Annotated in this window: 15 protein-coding genes and 2 pseudogenes; 13 read left to right on the top strand and 4 right to left on the bottom strand. The window is 71.8% G+C overall.

The genetic code is table 11. The features are described 5' to 3' along the window. From ADL25_RS03190 to ADL25_RS03165, 6 genes and pseudogenes are all read left to right on the top strand, one after another. Window positions 1-186 (top strand): annotated as a pseudogene (locus ADL25_RS03190) (dihydrolipoyl dehydrogenase); the annotation flags it as partial. Window positions 187-260: 74 nt separating this feature from the next. Then, a pseudogene (sucB, locus tag ADL25_RS03185) lies at window positions 261-1,478 on the top strand (2-oxoglutarate dehydrogenase, E2 component, dihydrolipoamide succinyltransferase); the annotation flags it as partial. 335 nt (window positions 1,479-1,813) lie between these two features. Beyond that, window positions 1,814-2,437 (top strand): GntR family transcriptional regulator, encoded by a 624-nt coding sequence (locus ADL25_RS03180; protein WP_059126043.1) that lies wholly within the window; start codon window positions 1,814-1,816, stop codon window positions 2,435-2,437. A gap of 277 nt (window positions 2,438-2,714) precedes the next feature. Then, window positions 2,715-5,417 carry a pyruvate dehydrogenase (acetyl-transferring), homodimeric type gene (aceE, locus tag ADL25_RS03175; protein ID WP_059126042.1) on the top strand — a complete coding sequence of 901 codons (2,703 nt, stop codon included), beginning with the start codon at window positions 2,715-2,717 and terminating at the stop codon, window positions 5,415-5,417. Between the two features lie 124 nt (window positions 5,418-5,541). Continuing rightward, window positions 5,542-6,516, top strand: coding sequence for a helix-turn-helix transcriptional regulator (locus tag ADL25_RS03170; protein ID WP_059126041.1), 975 nt, complete (start codon window positions 5,542-5,544; stop codon window positions 6,514-6,516). Between the two features lie 56 nt (window positions 6,517-6,572). Beyond that, entirely contained in the window at window positions 6,573-7,091 is a 519-nt protein-coding gene (locus ADL25_RS03165) for a DUF4240 domain-containing protein (protein ID WP_059126040.1), read from the top strand. A gap of 67 nt (window positions 7,092-7,158) precedes the next feature. Here the strand turns inward: ADL25_RS03165 and ADL25_RS03160 are convergent, their stop codons facing one another. Beyond that, entirely contained in the window at window positions 7,159-7,371 is a 213-nt protein-coding gene (locus ADL25_RS03160) for a hypothetical protein (protein ID WP_059126039.1), read from the bottom strand. Between the two features lie 124 nt (window positions 7,372-7,495). Further along, a complete protein-coding gene (locus tag ADL25_RS03155; RefSeq protein WP_079050138.1) occupies window positions 7,496-8,302 on the bottom strand; it encodes a peptidoglycan recognition protein in 807 nt (268 codons plus the stop codon). 187 nt (window positions 8,303-8,489) lie between these two features. Between ADL25_RS03155 and ADL25_RS03150 the strand changes: the two genes are divergently transcribed. Next, window positions 8,490-9,674, top strand: coding sequence for a MarP family serine protease (locus ADL25_RS03150; RefSeq protein WP_059126038.1), 1,185 nt, complete (start codon window positions 8,490-8,492; stop codon window positions 9,672-9,674). Here the strand turns inward: ADL25_RS03150 and ADL25_RS03145 are convergent. Beyond that, window positions 9,669-10,187 (bottom strand): GNAT family N-acetyltransferase, encoded by a 519-nt coding sequence (locus ADL25_RS03145; protein WP_181923027.1) that lies wholly within the window; start codon window positions 10,185-10,187, stop codon window positions 9,669-9,671. The two genes, ADL25_RS03150 and ADL25_RS03145, sit on opposite strands and share 6 nt — an antisense overlap. Before the next feature lie 95 nt (window positions 10,188-10,282). On the opposite strand from ADL25_RS03145, the gene ADL25_RS03140 reads away from it, so the two are divergent. Beyond that, window positions 10,283-11,185, top strand: coding sequence for a TIGR01777 family oxidoreductase (locus tag ADL25_RS03140; protein WP_059126036.1), 903 nt, complete (start codon window positions 10,283-10,285; stop codon window positions 11,183-11,185). Window positions 11,186-11,372: 187 nt separating this feature from the next. After that, window positions 11,373-12,791, top strand: coding sequence for an NAD(P)/FAD-dependent oxidoreductase (locus tag ADL25_RS03135; protein ID WP_059126035.1), 1,419 nt, complete (start codon window positions 11,373-11,375; stop codon window positions 12,789-12,791). 3 nt (window positions 12,792-12,794) lie between these two features. On the opposite strand, the gene ADL25_RS03130 is transcribed toward ADL25_RS03135, so the two are convergent. Continuing rightward, window positions 12,795-14,231, bottom strand: coding sequence for a hypothetical protein (locus ADL25_RS03130; RefSeq protein WP_059126034.1), 1,437 nt, complete (start codon window positions 14,229-14,231; stop codon window positions 12,795-12,797). Between the two features lie 251 nt (window positions 14,232-14,482). On the opposite strand from ADL25_RS03130, the gene lipB reads away from it, so the two are divergent. The 4 genes from lipB (at window position 14,483) to ADL25_RS03110 (ending at window position 17,615) form a co-directional block, all read left to right on the top strand. Further along, entirely contained in the window at window positions 14,483-15,280 is a 798-nt protein-coding gene (lipB, locus tag ADL25_RS03125; protein WP_059126033.1) for a lipoyl(octanoyl) transferase LipB, read from the top strand. A gap of 105 nt (window positions 15,281-15,385) precedes the next feature. Continuing rightward, window positions 15,386-16,351 (top strand): lipoyl synthase, encoded by a 966-nt coding sequence (lipA, locus tag ADL25_RS03120; protein WP_059126032.1) that lies wholly within the window; start codon window positions 15,386-15,388, stop codon window positions 16,349-16,351. Window positions 16,352-16,631: 280 nt separating this feature from the next. Beyond that, window positions 16,632-16,829, top strand: coding sequence for a hypothetical protein (locus ADL25_RS03115; RefSeq protein WP_059126031.1), 198 nt, complete (start codon window positions 16,632-16,634; stop codon window positions 16,827-16,829). Window positions 16,830-16,916: 87 nt separating this feature from the next. Further along, window positions 16,917-17,615, top strand: a complete 699-nt coding sequence (locus tag ADL25_RS03110) for a DUF4191 domain-containing protein (RefSeq protein WP_059126030.1) — start codon at window positions 16,917-16,919, stop codon at window positions 17,613-17,615. Window positions 17,616-17,682 lie beyond the last annotated feature (67 nt).

Below are 17,682 nucleotides of genomic sequence, written 5' to 3'. Positions count from 1 at the left end.
GTGGTCGGCGTCCACATGGTCGGCGACCGCATGGGCGAGCAGGTCGGCGAGGCGCAGCTGATCTACAACTGGGAGGCGCTGCCGGCCGAGGTGGCCCAGCTCGTCCACGCCCACCCGACGCAGAACGAGGCGCTCGGCGAGGCCCACCTCGCTCTCGCCGGCAAGCCCCTCCACTCCCACGACTGACGCCTTCAGTCTTCGGGCGCGACGACACAGACTTCCGCAATTCGTAAGGAGCAACCGAAACCATGCCGGTTTCCGTAACCCTTCCGGCGCTCGGTGAGAGCGTCACCGAGGGCACCGTCACCCGCTGGCTGAAGGCCGAGGGCGAGCGGGTCGAGGCCGACGAGCCGCTGCTCGAGGTCTCGACCGACAAGGTCGACACCGAGATCCCCGCACCGGCCTCCGGTGTCCTGACCTCCATCAAGGTGGCCGAGGACGAGACCGTCGAGGTCGGCGCCGAACTGGCCGTCATCGACGACGGCACGGGCGCCCCCGCCGCCGCCCCGGCCCCGGCCCCGGCCGCCGCCCAGCCGACCGACGAGGGTGCGTACGTGACCCCGCTGGTGCGCAAGCTCGCCGCCGAGAACGGCGTCGACCTGTCCACCGTCAAGGGCACCGGCGTCGGCGGCCGTATCCGCAAGCAGGACGTCCTCGCCGCCGCCGAGGCCGCGAAGGCCGCCGCCGCGGCACCGGCCGCTGCTCCGGCCGCCGCCGTTCCGGCCGCGAAGAAGGCTCCGGTCCTCGAGGTCTCGCCGCTGCGCGGCCAGACCGTGAAGATGCCGCGGATCCGCAAGGTCATCGGCGACAACATGGTCAAGGCCCTGCACGAGCAGGCCCAGCTGTCCTCGGTCGTCGAGGTCGACGTGACCCGCCTGATGCGCCTGCGCGCCCAGGGCAAGGACGCGTTCGCGGCCCGCGAGGGCGTCAAGCTCTCCCCGATGCCGTTCTACGTCAAGGCGGCCGCCCAGGCGCTGAAGGCCCACCCGGTCATCAACGCCAAGATCAACGAGGCCGAGGGGACCATCACCTACTTCGACACCGAGAACATCGGTATCGCGGTGGACTCCGAGAAGGGCCTGATGACCCCGGTCATCAAGCACGCCGGTGACCTCAACATCGCCGGCATCGCCAAGGCAACCGCCGACCTGGCGGGCAAGGTCCGGGCCAGCAAGATCACCCCGGACGAGCTGTCCGGCGCGACCTTCACCATCAGCAACACCGGTTCGCGCGGTGCGCTGTTCGACACGATCATCGTGCCGCCGGGCCAGGTCGCGATCCTCGGCATCGGCGCCACCGTGAAGCGCCCCGCCGTGCTCGAGACGGAGGAGGGCACGGTCATCGCCGTCCGCGACATGACCTACCTGACCCTGTCCTACGACCACCGTCTGGTGGACGGCGCCGACGCGGCCCGTTACCTGACCGCGGTCAAGGCCATCCTGGAGGCGGGCGAGTTCGAGGTGGAACTCGGCCTCTGAGCCACCGCCAGGTGACCGAACCCTGCGGCGCCCCCGTCCGGAACCCTCCGGGCGGGGGCGCCGTGCTTCGTCCCTCGTCCGGCCGCGCGGCCGCCTCGGTCCCGCCCGGCGCGGGGCCCGCACGTGCGCGGCCGCCGACGAGATCGGGGGGGGCCGTTTCCGCCGGTGGCAGGGCGGTCACGGCGTCGCGAAGGCCCTGGACGGCCCGGGAGCGGCGTACCGCCGACGGGGCGTGTAAGTCTTGTCTCACCTGCGCGAAAGCGCCGCCATGCACCCTTCCGGGACGGGGAGACGGCCTTATTGTCTAAACGTCAGCCCCCGCATAAGGAGCCCTCATGACCGCGCCCGTCGTCCACTCGCTGCGCGAACAGATCCGCGAGCACATCGTGGAGGGGATCGTCAGCGGGCGCTGGAAGCCGGGCGAGCGGATCGTGGAGCGTCGGATCGCCACGGAGCTGGAGGTCAGTCAGACGCCGGTCCGTGAGGCGCTGCGGGAGCTGGAGTCGCTGCGGCTGATCGAGTCGGCACCCAACAAGGGCGTACGGGTGCGGAATCTGACCGCAGCGGACCTGGAGGAGTCCTACCCCGTGCGAGCCGGCCTGGAGGCCATCGCGGCCGAACTGGCGGCGGACCGGCTGGCGGAGGACTGCTCGGCCCTCGAACCGCATGTCACCGCGCTGTACGAGGCGGACCGGAGGTCGGACGGGACCGGGCAGGTGCGGCACACGGTGGCGTTCCACCGGGAGCTGGTGCGGGCGGCGCACAACTCGGTGCTGCTGCACACCTGGGAGGGGCTCGGCATCGAGGTGTTCACGGCGCTGTCGATCCGGTGGCTGGGCACGGTGCAGCAGTCGTACGCGGAGGAGCACGAGGAGCTGGTGGCCGCGTTCCGCCGCCGCGATCCACGGATCGCGGACATAGTGAAGGCCCACGTCCTCGGCTGCGCACCGCGCGCATGAGGTCCTCGAACACCCGAGCAGCCCGCCGCTCAAACGCCGCTCCACCTGCGAAAACCCCACGCCGATGCGGCACCCGGTGTCTCCCGTCGAGGCACCCCGTGCCGACTTTCTCGTGATCGGGGGTTTTTGGCCCTGCCCCCTTTGATCGATCATCGATCAGGGAGTTACAGTCACCGATGGGCTTCCACCGAAGCCCCAGCCCTGTCCTGCCAAAGACCAAGGGCACCCCCGACCCTTACCGATGAGGGCACCCCCTTCGACTGAGGAAGGCGGCGACATGACCGACCCCAACGCCATCCAGCCGAGCGAGCTCGACCAGCTCCCGGACCGCGACCCGGAGGAGACCGCCGAATGGCAGGCCTCCCTGGACGCCGTTGCCAAGGCGGCCGGGCCGCACCGTGCCGCGTATCTGATGCGCCGCACGCTGGAGCGTGCCGAGGGCGCCGGCATCGCGCTGCCCAAGCTGCTCGAGACCGACTACGTCAACACCATCCCCACCGCCGCCGAGCCCGCCGTGCCGGGTGACGAGGCGATGGAGGCCCGGATCACCGCATGGAACCGCTGGAACGCGGCCGCGATGGTGACCCGGGGCAGCAAGCACGGCGTCGGCGGCCACATCGCCACCTTCGCCTCCGCGGCCTGGCTCTACGAGACCGGCTTCAACCACTTCTTCAAGGGCAAGGAGGGCGACGGCTCGGGCGACCAGCTCTACGTCCAGGGCCACGCCTCCCCCGGCATCTACGCCCGCGCCTTCCTCGACGGCCGCCTCACCGAGGCCCACCTGGACAACTTCCGCCAGGAGGCCGGCGGCAACGGTCTGCCCTCCTACCCGCACCCGCGGCGGCTGCCCTGGCTGTGGGAGTTCCCGACCGTCTCCATGGGCCTCGGCCCGCTCTCCGCGATCTACCAGGCGCGCTTCAACCGCTACCTCACCAACCGCGGCATCAAGGACGTCTCGTCCTCGCACGTGTGGGCGTTCCTCGGCGACGGCGAGATGGACGAGCCCGAGTCGACGGCGGCCCTCGCGCTGGCCGCCCGCGAGGAGCTGGACAACCTCACCTTCGTCATCAACTGCAACCTCCAGCGCCTCGACGGCCCGGTCCGCGCCAACTTCAAGATCGTGCAGGAGCTGGAGGCCCAGTTCCGCGGTGCCGGCTGGAACGTCGTCAAGTCGCTGTGGGGCTCGGCCTGGGACGAGCTGTTCGCGCTCGACACCACCGGTGCCCTGGTACGCCGGCTGCGCGAGGTACCGGACGCGCAGGTGCAGACGTACCAGACCCGCGACGCCGCGTACATCCGTGAGGACTTCTTCGGCAAGGACCCGGCGCTCGTCGAGATGGCGAAGCTGTTGAGCGACGACAAGATCCTCGAGTGCTTCCACCTCTCCCGCGGTGGCCACGAGGCCCGCAAGGTCTACGCGGCGTACAGGGCGGCCCTGGAGCACAAGGGCGCACCGACGGTCATCCTGGCGCAGACCGTCAAGGGCTTCACGCTCGGCCAGGGCTTCGCGTCGAAGAACGCCAACCACCAGATGAAGAAGCTGACGGTGGACGAGTTCAAGACCATGCGGGACCTGCTCGAACTGCCCATCCCCGACAGCCGGTTCGACGACGGTGTGGTCCCCTACGCCCACCCGGGCGCCGACTCCCCAGAGGTGCGCTACCTCCAGGAGCGCCGCGCCGCCCTCGGCGGCCTGGCCCCGGCCCGCCGGGTCCATCCTCTGGCCCCGCTGCCTGCGCCGGCCGAGAAGGCGTTCGCCTCCTTCGACAAGGGCTCCGGCTCGCAGAACGTCGCGACCACCATGGCCTTCGTCCGCCTGGTCAAGGACCTGGTCCGCGACAAGGAGACCGGCAGGCGCTGGGTGCCGATCGTCCCCGACGAGGCGCGCACCTTCGGTATGGAGTCGCTCTTCCCCTCGCTCGGCATCTACTCGCCCAAGGGCCAGACGTACGAGCCGGTCGACCGCGACCAGCTGATGTACTACAAGGAGGCCAAGAACGGCCAGATCCTCAACGAGGGGATCACCGAGGCCGGTTCGATGGCCGACTTCATCGCCGCGTCCACCGCGTACGCGACGCACGGCGAGGCGATGATCCCGTTCTACATCTTCTACTCGATGTTCGGCTGGCAGCGCACGGCCGACCAGATGTGGCAGCTCGGCGACCAGCTCGGCCGCGGCTTCCTCGTCGGCGCCACCGCCGGCCGCACCACGCTGACCGGTGAGGGCCTGCAGCACGCCGACGGCCACTCCCCCGTCATCGCCGCCACCAACCCCGCGGCGCTGACCTACGACCCGGCGTTCGCGTACGAGATCGCGGTCATCGTCAAGGAGGGCCTGCGCCGCATGTACGGCGAGGCGGCTCCGGGCGAGGACCAGAACGTCTTCTACTACCTCACCGTCTACAACGAGCCGCTGCCCCAGCCCGCGAAGCCCGGGGTGGCCGGTATCGACGAGGGCATCGTCAAGGGCCTGTACCGCTACAACACGGCGGAGTCGGCGGGGCTCTCCCCGGCGGCGAACGCCCCGCGCATCCAGCTCCTCGGCTCCGGCACGGCGATCCACTGGGCGCTCGACGCGCAGAAACTGCTCGCCGAGGAGTGGGGTGTCGCCGCGGACGTGTGGTCGGCGACGTCGTGGGGCGAGCTGCGCCGCGACGCCCTGGAGGCCGACGCCGCGCTGCTGCGGGGCGAGGAGCGCGTCCCGTACGTGCGTCAGGCCCTGCAGGGCGCCGAGGGCCCGGTCCTCGCGGTCTCCGACTACATGCGCCAGGTTCCCGACCAGATCGCGCAGTGGGTGGAGCAGGACTACTCCTCGCTGGGCGCCGACGGATTCGGCCTCTCGGACACCCGTGAGGCGGCCCGCCGCCACTTCGGCGTCGACGCCCCGTCGATCGTGGTCGCAGCCCTGGCCCAGCTCGCCAGACGCGGCGAGGTCAAGGCCACGGCCGTGAAGGAGGCCCGGGACAAGTACGGCCTGTAGAGGTCGGTGTCCGGTGAAGGGGTACGGCGGCCGCCGTACCCCTTCACCGTCTCCGACGGCAGGGCGTAGTGCTCCTCCCGGGCGAACGGACCGTCGATCCGTTCGTGCACGGCATGATGACGGCATGCGTGCCGCCCGTCTCATCAAAATGGTGCTGCTGCTGCAGTCCCGGCCGTCCATGACCGCGGCCGAGCTGGCCCGTGAGCTCGAGGTGTCCGAGCGCACCGTCACCCGGGACGCCCAGGCGCTGTCGGAGGCGGGTGTGCCGGTGTACGCCGAACGGGGGCGGGCCGGCGGATACCGGCTGGTCGGCGGCTACCGCACCCGGCTGACCGGGCTCGCGCGCGGCGAGGCCGAGGCCCTGTTCCTCAGCGGGGTTCCCGGCGCGCTGCGGGAGATGGGCCTGGAGGACGCGGCCTCAGCGGCGCGGCTGAAGGTGTCCGCGGCCCTCCTGCCCTCCCTGCGCGACGCCTCCCGCACGGCGGCGCAGCGGTTCCACCTGGACGCGCCCGCCTGGTTCACCGAACCCGCGACGCCGCGGCTGCTGCCCGCGGTCGCGGACGCAGTCTGGGACGACCGGCGGATCACCGCGCGTTACCGGCGCGGCGAGGAGGCGGTGGAGCGGGAACTCGAGCCGTACGGGCTCGTCCTCAAGGCGGGGGTCTGGTACCTGTGCGCCCGAGTGGCGGAGCACGGCTCCTTCCGGGTGTACCGCATCGACCGCTTCACCGCCGTGATCTCCGGTGAGGACCGGTTCGGGCGGGACGAGGAGTTCGATCTGCCGGCCTTCTGGGCCGAGCGGGCCGAGGAGTTCGCGCGGTCCATCCTGCGGGACGAGGTCGTGGTGCGGCTGTCCGAGGACGGTGTACGGAGATTGGCGTACGCCGTCGATCCCGTCTCGGCCCGACTGGCGCTCACAGCCGCGGACGCCCCGGACGAGCGGGGCTGGGTGACGGTGACCCTGCCGGTGGAGTCCGAGGAGGTCGCCCACGCCCAACTCACGGGTCTGGGCCCGGAGGTCGAGGTGCTCTCTCCCGAGGGGCTGCGGGCCCGTTTCGCGGGCGACGCCACACGTTTGGCGGAGCTCTACCGCTCATAACGATCCGCCGCACTCCACGTGCGCCCCACCGGCGCAGGGCCGATGCTGGTCGGGTGATGGACGAGACGGAGTTCTGGGACCTGGTGGATGCGAGCCGGGAAGCCGCCGAGGGCGACGCCGACGAGCAGGCCGACCAGCTCGTCGAACGGCTCGTCCGGCTCGACCCCGACTCCGTCCTGGACTTCGCCCGGCATTTCGAGTCCCGCTACAACCGCGCCTACCGCTGGGATCTGTGGGGCGCCGCCTGGGTCCTGCTCGACGGGGCGAGTGACGATGCGTTCGATTTCTTCCGGTGCTGGCTGATCGGCCAGGGGCGGGACGTCTTCGAGGGCGCCCTGCACGACCCCGACTCGCTCGCCGACCTCCTGGGGGAGTTCGACGAGGAGGTGGACGGGGACGGCGAGGAGCTCGGCTACGCGGCGGACGAGGCGTACGAGCAGCTAACCGGAACCGTGGCACCCGACCTGGGCATCCCGCCCGCGGCCTCCGAACCGGCGGGGACCTCCTTCGACCTGGAGAGCGAATCCGCGCTGGCGGAGCGCTATCCCAGGCTGTGGGATCGGTTCAAGGGCTGATGCGGATGGCGTCGTCACTCACGCCGCGCTCCGGCGGACCGCCCGCGAGGACCGGTGGCCCCGTGTCTCACCGGCCGCCCGCGCCGAGGCGCCGAGGTGCCCGGCCCCGCCGGGCAGCCGGGTGCAGCGGCGCCCCGTCGGCCCGGCCGAGGGCGGACGCCGTGGACGCCGCCGGTCCGAGGACGACCGTCGTGACCGCACGGACCACCGTCCAGGGGACGCGCACGGCCGCGGCCCAGGTGCTCACTCGCCCCGCCCGTGCACGATCGCCGCTGCTCATGATCCCCGCCTCCGGTCGGCTCGTGCCGGCAACCGTGGGAGGCGGGGATCGGAGGTCTCTGCGTGCGGCCTGTGACGCCGCTGTGAGTCGTGTCTTCCGTGCGGGTGCCGGGAATCCGGGCCCTTCACCTTCGGCCCTGGAGACGGGCCGCCTCCTCCCTGATCGAAGGGAGCAGGGCCTTGAGTGCCGCACCCGGGCAGCTCGTCGAATAACCGTCGTTGTGACCCGCGAGCGCGGGCATCATGACGGGGGTCCCCGACTTGTACCGGCTCAGGCCGTTGCTGGAGACGAGCCGGACCTTGGAGCGCGGGTCGATGTCGGCGATGCCGAGCTTCCAGGCGGCGAGGGCGGCGATCGAGTCGACCATGGCCTTGGGGACGGGCACGCCCGCGGTGAAGGTGCCGATGGCGGCGATGCCGACCGTGCGGTGGTTGAAGCCCTGGGTGTGGGCTCCCATGACGGGCTGGTCGATACCGCCCGCGCGGCCCTCGTAGATGGTGCCGCAGCGGTCGACGAGGAAGTTGTAGCCGATGTCGTCCCAGTGGCGGCCGCCTCGCTGGCCGGTGTAGAGATAGCGGATGATGCGCGCCGAGGTGGCGCAGTCGTAGCCGTTGGGCGAGTCGGTGTGGTGCACGAAGACGGCGACGACCTTGTCGTCGTAGCGTGGTGGCGGCTGGTCCCGGGTGGCGGCGTCCGCCCAGGCCGCCCTGAGCACGATGTGCGGCTTGGGTGCCTGGTGCAGAACGGCGGACCGGGCCACGACCGGACGCGGGGTACGAACCAGGACCGGGCGCTCGACGCCGGAGGCGCACACCACCAGTGCGCCGGCGGCGGCGACACCCGGCAGGCAGCCGAGCAGCAGCAGGACGGCACCCTTGAGCCTCGGCGCACCGCTGCTCCAGGCCCCCCACGTTCTTCGGAAGTCACGCATGGAGCCACTTTCCTTCCGTCCTGCAACATCCGCGATGTGTGGTGTGCCACCTGGCGGAACCATTGTCATGGTCTGCGGCGTTCTTACAGGTCGACGCGTGCGTGCCCGGTTTCCGGGCACACGCGCGAGTGGCTGATCACCGGGCTCGCGTCGCGCGTACTAGGGGGTCCGAGAGAAAGGCGGCTCAGTGGACCTGCTCGACATACTGCTCATCCTCGTGATCCTGGCCTACGCGGCCTCCGGCTATCGGCGGGGGCTGGTGGCCGGTTGTGTCTCCCTGGCCGGCTTCGTGGGCGGTGCCGCGGTGGGCGTGTGGATCCTGCCCTGGGTCATGAACCTGGTGACCCGGGGGACCACCGCGGCGACGGTGACCGCCGTGGTCACCGTGCTGGTCCCGGCGGTGATAGGGCACGAGCTGGCGGGCCGCCTCGCGCTCAAGCTGCGGCGCGAGCTGGACCACGGGCCGCTGCGGGTGGCCGACGGAGTGGGCGGCGCGGCGGCGAACGCGGTCTCCGTGCTGATCGTGGCGTGGGTGGCCGCGAGCGTCCTGGGCGCCTCCTCGTCCCCGCTGGTGACCCAGGCGATCCGGGACTCGAGGCTGCTCGGCGCCGTGCAGAACACGATGCCGGCCACCACTCCGACATGGTTCTCGCGGGCCACCTCGGCACTCACCGAGGCGGGCTTCCCGCAGGTCTTCAACCCCTTCGAGAACGAGCCTTCGGCCGGAGTGGCGAGGCCCAGCGGGGACAGCGTCACGGCGAGCGCGACCAACGCCGCCAAGCTGAGCACGGTCAAGGTCGAGGGCGCCTCGGGCATCCAGGGCCGGGAGGGCAGCGGTTTTGTGTACGCGGCCCGGCACGTGATGACCAACGCCCATGTGGTGGCGGGCATCGATCACCCGAGCGTCCGGATCGGCGGCGTCGGACCGGCGTACGCGGCGCGTGTGGTGCTCTTCGACCCGGACCGCGACGTGGCCGTGCTGTACGTGCCCGATCTGCGCGCCCCCGTCCTGCGCTTCGACGCCGGCGCCAGGCGCGGGGACGCCGCCGTGGTGGCGGGCTATCCGGAGGACGGCGGCCTGACGCTGCGTGCGGCCACCGTGGCGAACCGGATCCGGGCGACCGGCCCGAACATCTACAGCACCGACACCGTCACCCGGGAGATCTACTCCATCCGCTCGACCGTCCTGCCCGGCAACTCGGGCGGCCCGCTGCTCACCACCGACGGCCGGGTCTACGGCGTCGTCTTCGCCCGCTCCACCTCGGACCAGGAGACCGGCTATGTGCTGACGGCCGACGAGGTCGCGGGCGACGCGCAGCGCGCGGCGCACGCCACGGCGGCGGTGGACACGGGCGAGCTCACCGCCTCATGAGCCGACCGCGCCGGGCGCGGGTCCTTGCAGGGAGCGCCCCATGAACACGTCGTCGACGTACTCGCCGTCGAGCAGGAACTCCTCGGGCAGGATCCCCTCCACCACGAACCCCTCGGACTCGTAGAGCGCCCTCGCCGGGGTGTTGTGCCCGAGGACCCGCAGGGTGATGCGGCGGGCTCCCCGCCGCCGTGCCTCCTCCTGCACGGCCCGCAGCAGCGCCCGCCCGACCCCGCTGCCGCGTGCCTCGTCCGCGACGACGAGGCCCTGGATCTGCCGGACGTGGGAGTTGCACGCGAGCGGCGTCGGGAATCCGAGCCGGATATAGCCCACGACGACGCCGACGAGTTCGGCGACGAGATGGTCCCGCGGCCCGAACCGCTCGGTGAAGAAGGGCTCGTACGGCGGCCGTGGACGCGGCTGGACGGAGTGCAGCGGAGACCAGGTGACCCGGTCGAGCCGGCCGAGCGCCTCCTCGTCGTCGTCGGTGGCGTGGCGTATGTACGGAACGGGCATGAGGGTCACTGTACGGCGGGCGTACGAGGATCCGTCCGGTCGCAACTCGGGGCCGCCGGACGGGCCGAACGGGATGCACCGGGCAGGATGGGGTCATGGAACGTTCCCGAATCGCCGTGGCCGGTGCGTCCGGTCTCATCGGAAGCGCCCTGGTGCGGTCCCTGACCGCGGACGGGCACGAGGTGGTCCGCCTGGTGCGCCGTGCGGCCCGTGGCGAGGGCGAGGTCTGCTGGGACCCCGAGGAGCAGTACATCGACACGGCCGGTCTTCTCGGGTGCCACGCGGTGGTCAACCTCGCCGGCGCGGGCATCGGCGACCACCGCTGGACGGACGCGTACAAGAAGACGCTGCGCGACAGCCGGGTGCTCGGCACGGCGGCGCTCGCGGAGGCCGTCGCCGCCCTTCCCGAACCGCCGCGCGTCTTCGTCAGCGGCAGCGCGATCGGCTACTACGGCGAGACAGGGGACCGGGCGGTGGACGAGACCGCGCCGCCCGGGGACGGCTTCCTGCCCTCGCTGTGCGTGGAGTGGGAGGAGGCCGCGGACGCCGCGCAGGAGGCCGGCGTACGGACGGTGTTCGTACGGACGGGCCTGGTGGTGGCCCGGGAGGGCGGGGCCTGGGGCAGGCTGTTCCCGCTCTTCAAGGCGGGGCTCGGCGGGCGGCTGGGCGACGGGCGCCAGTACTGGTCCTTCATCTCGCTGCACGACGAGGTGGCCGCCATCCGCCACCTCATGGACCGCGAAGGCCTCTCCGGCCCCTTCAATCTGACGGCGCCCCAGCCCCTGACGAACCGTGAGATCACCGCGGCGATGGGGCGTGTGCTGCACCGGCCGACGCTGTTCCCGGCGCCCGCCCAGGCCCTGCGCCTCGCGCTCGGCGAGATGGCAGGGGACGTGCTCGGCAGTGCGCGGGTGCTGCCGGGACGGCTGCTGGACTCCGGGTTCTCGTTCGCCCATCCGGAGATCGACGAGGCGTTGCGAGCAGCGCTCCGGTCGTAGCCGCGAGGCCGAACGGCCTGGGGGAAAGCCCACATTCGACCGTATGCGACCACCGTGCGACCGTGCTCTGCCCATGCGCGACTTCGCCCGACCGTTCACGGACCTACGCTCATCCCGACTCGGGTATTCCGGACGCCTGTTGGGGGCATGACGTCTCCACCGGCCGCACAACCTCGAGGAGGGGCACGTGCCAGAGCCCGTGTACCAGGCGGACGTCGTCGTCGTGGGGGCCGGGGTCGCCGGCCTCGCGGCGGCCCACCGGCTGACCAGTGCAGGAGTGTCGACGGCGGTCCTGGAGGCCGCTCACTGCGTCGGCGGCCGCATGTCGACCGAGAAGGTCGACGGCTTCCGGCTCGACAGGATCGGACAGCTTCTGTCCACGTCCTATCCCGAACTAGGCCTGACCCCCGGGCTCGACACGCTGGTCCTGCGTCCCTTCGCACCGGGCGTCCTGGTGCACAGCGAGGGGCGCCACCATCGTGCGAGCCCTCCCCCGGCGGGAGGGGGCGCGGGGGGCGCACGGGGCGCACTCAATGCCGTTCGCGCCCTCGCCAGTGCTCCCCTCACGTCTGCCACGCCGCGCGCCGGGCTCGGAGCGGCCGGAGCGCGCGCCGCGCTGTCGAGGGCGACGGGATCCCGTACGGCCGTGCCGCGGCCCGCCGCGCCGCTGGGCAGTGCCGTGGACCAGGCGCGGCTCGCAGCGGCGCTCGCACGCATCGCCGCCACCCCCGTCGAACGACTGCTGGCCCGGCCCGAGTCGCCGGCCCGGCACGCGCTCACCGACCGCGGGCTCCCGTCCCGTACGGTCGACGGCTTTCTGCGCCCTCTGCTCGCCGCCCTGTTGTGCGACCCGGAGCTGACCACCTCGAGCCGCTGCGCCGACCTGGCGCTGCACGCCTTCGCGCGCGGCCGGCTGTGCCTGCCGGAGGGCGGCGCGGAGGTCCTGCCGGAACTGCTGGCACGGGCGCTGCCACCGGGCACGGTGCACACCGGCGTTCGCGTCACCTCCGTCTCCACGACCTCGGTGACCACCGCCGACCACGGTGAAATCCGCTGCCGCTCCGTCCTGCTGGCCACCGACGCGCATGCCGCCGCCGAGTTGCTGCCCGGTCTGCGCGTGCCCGGCTTCCACCCGGTCACCGTCGTCCACCACACGACCGACGAGCCGCCGTCGACCGGGGCCTCGCTGCTGCTGGACGCGGACCGCGACGGGCCGGTGTCGCACACGGCCGTCGTCAGCCTGGTGGACCCGTCCCGGGCCCCCGCGGGCCGTGCCCTGATCTCCTCGACGGTGCTGGGCACGCCCCCGGACGACGTAGACGGTGCCGTACGGGCTCATCTGGCCCGCCTCCACGGCACCTCGACCACGCGCTGGGAGACGCTCGCCGTGCACCACACGGCGCGGGCCGTCCCGGCGATGCGGCCGCCGCACGACCTGCGCCGGACGGTGCGGCTGCTGGCCGGGCTGTACGTGTGCGGCGACCACCGGGACACAAGCACGGTGCAGGGCGCACTGCACTCCGGCACCCGGGCCGCCAAGGCGGTCCTGGCGGACCTGGGTGCGGGGCCCCTGCACGCCGCGGAACCAATGCCCAGGGCGGCCTGAACCTCAACTGAGCGCGGCGACCTTGTCGCGGTACCCCCGTACGGGCGCGGCGTCCTTGTACGGCTCCAGGCGGCGCTCGAAGTCCCGCACGTACTCGACCGCCCGCACCGACCGCATCTCCGACGCCTGCCCGGCGGCCTCGGCCCCCAACTGGCAGGCCTGGTCGAGCTCGCCGAGGCCGAGCCGCGCCGAGGCGAGCACGACCCGGCAGAACAGCCGGCTGCGGGCGAACCCGGCCGCCCGCAGCTGCAACGACCGCTCGGAGTGCTGGACGGCCGCACGGTACTGCTGGAGGTCCCGGTGGCAGTGCCCGAACTCGTCGGCAAGCTGCGCCTCGTCGAAGAACCGTGCCCAGTACGGCAGTTCGTCGCCGGGGCGGGCGGTCTCCAGGGCCCGCTCGGCCCGGACGAGCGAGGCCGTGCACGCCCGCACCTCGCCGAGCACCCCGTGACCCCGCGCCTCGACGGCGTGCATCAGCGCCTGGATGGCGGGCGGCGCCGAGCCGCCCACGCCCTGCTGCGCCACGCGTGCGAGTTGCACGGCCTCGCGCCCGTGTCCGAGGTAGACGGCCTGCCGGCTCATCGTGACCAGCACGTACGCCCCGTACATCCGGTCCCCGGCCGCCTGGGCGAGCCGCAGCGCCTGGACGAAGTAGCGCTGGGCGAGACCGTGCGCACCGATGTCGTACGACGTCCAGCCCGCGAGCCGGGTCAGATCGGCGGCCGCCGCGAACAGACGGCGGCCCGTCTGCTCGCCGTAGGTGCCGCGCAGCATGGGTTCCGCCTCGTGCTCCAGATAGCGCACCAGCGCCTGGCGGGCGTGGCCGCCGCCGTAGGCGTGGTCGAGGGCGCGGAACAGCTCGCCGACCGAACGGAGCGCTGCGATGTCGCCCCCGCTGACCTTCTGGCCGGGGCCGCGCTCCGACTGGCCGCGCTGCCGGGGCACCGCGGGACGGCCCTGGGCCGGGATGCGGGGGACCGTCTCCCCGCGGCTCACCTTGTCGTCGGCCCGGCCGATCAGCCAGTCCCGGCTCGGCACGACCAGCCCGGCCGGGGTGAACGCGATCTTCCGCAGCTCCGCGTGGCTGCCGGAGTCCTTGCGCCACAGGCCGCTGACGATGTCGACGGCCTCCTCCGGGCCTGCGGCGAACTCCAGCCCCGCGTACACCGGGGCACACGCGTCGAGCCCGAGGTCCTGCGCCGTGAGCCGGCGTCCGAGCCGCCGGGTGAACACCTCGGCGATGAGCGCGGGCGTGGTGCCGCGGGGCTGCTGCCCGCGCAGCCAGCGCGTCACGGAGGTCTTGTCGTATCTGAGATCGAGCCCGTGTTCGAGGCCCAGCTGGTCGACGCGACGGGCGAGACCTGCGTTGGAGAACCCCGCTTCTGCGATGAGCGCGGCGAGCTGTCGGTTGGGGGTGCGCTGCGCGGGTCGTTCCGTCATCTGCGGTGCGGTCTCCGTATCGCCTGTGAGCAGCCCTGATGGCCATGTGAACGGCGTGAATGTAGCGGAGAGTGAGCAGTCGGTCGCAGGCATCGGCGTCCATTCATCCGATCGTGTGAGGATTGCCCGATCGGATGACGGCAGCGGGCGGGAGACGGTGGCACCCCGCCCCGATTCGGCCCGCACCTGCTGGACGTACAGTGGCGTGGGCGCCGTTCGCGCCTTACGAGGCTTCTAGGGAGGCGCTTGCCGTGAGTGAGTTGCGGTTCGTCCGCATGGGGTTCGGGGCCGAGGCCGTCGAGTACCAGGTCGCCTGGGACGAGCAGCGCCGGGTGCACGCCGCGCGCTTCGCCGACGAGGCCCCGGACACCTGCCTGCTGCTGGAGCACCCCCCGGTCTACACCGCGGGGCGGCGCACCGCGGACGACGAGCGGCCTCTGGACGGCACCCCCGTGATCGACGTGGACCGCGGCGGCAAGATCACCTGGCACGGCCCCGGCCAGCTGGTGGGCTACCCGATCCAGAAGCTCCCGCGCCCGGTCGACGTCGTGGCCCACGTACGCCGCCTCGAAGAAGCACTGATCCGCGCCTGCGCGGAGTTCGGCCTCGAGACCACCCGGGTCGAGGGACGCAGTGGCGTGTGGGTCCTCGGGGACCCGGTGGAGCAGCGGCCCTCCCTCGGCGGCCTCTCCCTGGACTTCGACCCGAGGCTCGCCGACGAGGAGTTCGACCCCCGGCTGAACGGCCCGGAGTACGCGCCCTCCAACGCCGGCCAGCGCCGGGAGGACCGCAAGATCGCGGCGATCGGCATCCGCGTCGCCAAGGGCGTCACGATGCACGGCTTCGCGCTGAACGTGAACCCGGACAACGTCTGGTTCGACCGGATCATCCCCTGCGGCATCCGCGACGCGGGCGTCACCTCCCTGGCGAACGAGCTGGGCAGGGACGTCACGGTCACGGAGGTGCTGCCCGTGGTCGAGCGGCATCTGAAGGACGTGCTGGAGAACGCGGAGCTCATGCCGCGGATCGTCGAGAAGGCCTCCGCCTGACCCGGGAATGCCCCCCACGGTCGCGGGGTTGGCCTGACCGGTAGGGCCCACAAACACGGGCGTACTCTGGTGTACGCCGAAGAATCGAAGCTACAGGGAGCCGACGTGTCCGCAGTCGCACCCGACGGACGCAAGATGCTGCGCCTTGAGGTCCGCAACAGTCAGACCCCCATCGAGCGCAAGCCCGAGTGGATCAAGACCCGGGCGAAAATGGGTCCCGAGTACTCGAAGATGCAGAACCTCGTGAAGAGCGAAGGCCTGCACACGGTCTGCCAGGAAGCCGGCTGCCCGAACATCTACGAGTGCTGGGAGGACCGTGAGGCGACCTTCCTCATCGGCGGCGACCAGTGCACCCGGCGTTGCGACTTCTGCCAGATCGACACCGGCAGGCCCGAGGCGCTCGACCGCGACGAGCCCCGCCGCGTGGGCGAGTCCGTGGTCACCATGGACCTGAACTACGCCACCATCACCGGTGTCGCCCGGGACGACCTGGAGGACGGCGGCGCCTGGCTCTACGCCGAGACCGTGCGCCAGATCCACCGGCAGACCGCCGCCCGCGAGGGCGGGCACACCAAGGTCGAGCTCCTCGCCCCCGACTTCAACGCCGTCCCCGAGCAGCTCGAGGAGGTCTTCTCCTCCCGCCCCGAGGTCTTCGCCCACAACGTCGAGACCGTCCCGCGGATCTTCAAGCGCATCCGCCCCGGCTTCCGCTACGAGCGGTCCCTGAAGGTCATCACCGCCGCCCGCGACTACGGCCTGGTGACGAAGTCGAACCTGATCCTCGGCATGGGCGAGACCCGCGAGGAGGTCAGCGACGCGCTGCGCCAACTGCACGACGCCGGTTGCGAGCTGGTCACCATCACCCAGTATCTGCGCCCGAGCGTCCGCCACCACCCCGTGGAGCGCTGGGTCAAGCCGAACGAGTTCGTGGAGCTGAAGGAGGAGGCCGAGCAGATCGGCTTCTCCGGCGTCATGTCCGGTCCCCTGGTGCGCTCCTCCTACCGCGCCGGACGGCTGTACCGCATGGCCGTCGAGAAGCGCGGATCGTACATCGCCTCGCAGGCGGTCTGACCCGGCCGCGGGAATCGGGGGGCCGGCACTCCGTGCCGGCCCCCTGGTGTGAATCCCCACACAAGCGACTACCGCCGGGTAGTGGTCGATCGACGCGGTCCGGGACGTCCGCGCAGCTAGCGGGCGCGTCAGGGCCGCGTCAGGCTTTTCGCCCCTCGTATCAAGGCTTCATAGGTGTTTGACCGGTCGGTCACGCCCTGGTAACACCAGTCAGTGACCCTGGTCTTACACCACGTACCGCCCGGGCCCCGAACCGCCGAATCCGAGGGGGACCTCCACCATGCAGGCCGCGCCTGTTCGCGCCACCGCCATTCCGTCGTTCACCGATGCACTGCGTGCCGTCGAGTCGCTGCTCATGAGCAGCGGCCAGCGGACCGCCCGCCGCAACGCCTGGACCTCCGTCCTTGAGGACCGCCGCCGCGCCAAGGACCGGGTCGAGGCGCAGCGCTTCCTGGACGCCGTGGCGTCGCGCCGGTAGCCACACCCGCACTCCCCGGAGCGACCCCGCCGCTCCATCCCCGCACTGCCGTCGTCGCCGCCCGCCGGGCCACGTAGACTTCGTGCCATGGCGAGGAAGGAAACTGCAGCGGACGCTGCGAACGCGGGGCGACTGAAGCAGATCGTCCTGACCTACAAGATGACCCGCAAGGCCGACTCGAAGATCGGTCTTGTACTCGCGGCTGTCGGAATCGTCACCTTCGGTGTCTTCCTCGCGATCGGCTTCTTGCTCGGTCACCCTGTCTACTTGGGCATTCTCGGCCTCCTGCTCGCCTTCCTCGCGACGGCGATCGTCTTCGGACGCAGGGCCGAGCGCGCCGCCTTCGGTCAGATGGAGGGCCAGCCCGGCGCCGCCGCGGCGGTTCTGGACAACATCGGCCGCGGCTGGACCACCACCCCGGCGGTCGCGATGAACCGCAGCCAGGACGTCGTGCACCGCGCGGTCGGCAAGGCCGGGATCGTGCTGGTCGCCGAGGGCAGCCCGAACCGGGTCAGGACCCTGCTGGCCGCCGAGAAGAAGCGGATGGCACGCATCGTGGCCGATGTGCCGGTGCACGACGTGATCGTGGGCACGGGTGAGGGCCAGGTCGAGCTGAAGAAGCTCCGTACGACGATGCTGAAGTACCCGCGGGTGCTGACCGGTCCCCAGGTGACCGCGACGAACGACCGGCTGCGGGCGCTGGGCGACCTGATGAGCAACATGCCGCTGCCGAAGGGGCCCATGCCGAAGGGGATGCGGATGCCCAAGGGCGGCCGCATGCGCTAGCCGTCGCGGCGCCGAACCGAAGTCTCCGGGCCCGGGGAACCGTCGAGGTTCCCCGGGCCCATGGTCT

The organism is Streptomyces sp. NRRL F-5122 (genome assembly GCF_001507435.1).
GTDB lineage: Bacteria > Actinomycetota > Actinomycetes > Streptomycetales > Streptomycetaceae > Streptomyces > Streptomyces lannensis.
This window is presented reverse-complemented; position numbering and strand designations above follow the sequence as displayed.

Excerpts from the sequence above, each read along its gene's own strand:
- ADL25_RS03180 (WP_059126043.1), top strand. The coding sequence starts at position 1,814 with ATGACCGCGCCCGTCGTCCACTCGCTGCGCGAACAGATCCGCGAGCAC.
- aceE (WP_059126042.1), top strand. The coding sequence starts at position 2,715 with ATGACCGACCCCAACGCCATCCAGCCGAGCGAGCTCGACCAGCTCCCG.
- ADL25_RS03170 (WP_059126041.1), top strand. The coding sequence starts at position 5,542 with ATGCGTGCCGCCCGTCTCATCAAAATGGTGCTGCTGCTGCAGTCCCGG.
- ADL25_RS03165 (WP_059126040.1), top strand. The coding sequence starts at position 6,573 with ATGGACGAGACGGAGTTCTGGGACCTGGTGGATGCGAGCCGGGAAGCC.
- ADL25_RS03160 (WP_059126039.1), bottom strand. The coding sequence starts at position 7,371 with ATGAGCAGCGGCGATCGTGCACGGGCGGGGCGAGTGAGCACCTGGGCC.
- ADL25_RS03155 (WP_079050138.1), bottom strand. The coding sequence starts at position 8,302 with ATGCGTGACTTCCGAAGAACGTGGGGGGCCTGGAGCAGCGGTGCGCCG.
- ADL25_RS03145 (WP_181923027.1), bottom strand. The coding sequence starts at position 10,187 with ATGCCCGTTCCGTACATACGCCACGCCACCGACGACGACGAGGAGGCG.
- ADL25_RS03140 (WP_059126036.1), top strand. The coding sequence starts at position 10,283 with ATGGAACGTTCCCGAATCGCCGTGGCCGGTGCGTCCGGTCTCATCGGA.
- ADL25_RS03130 (WP_059126034.1), bottom strand. The coding sequence starts at position 14,231 with ATGACGGAACGACCCGCGCAGCGCACCCCCAACCGACAGCTCGCCGCG.
- ADL25_RS03115 (WP_059126031.1), top strand. The coding sequence starts at position 16,632 with ATGCAGGCCGCGCCTGTTCGCGCCACCGCCATTCCGTCGTTCACCGAT.
- ADL25_RS03110 (WP_059126030.1), top strand. The coding sequence starts at position 16,917 with ATGGCGAGGAAGGAAACTGCAGCGGACGCTGCGAACGCGGGGCGACTG.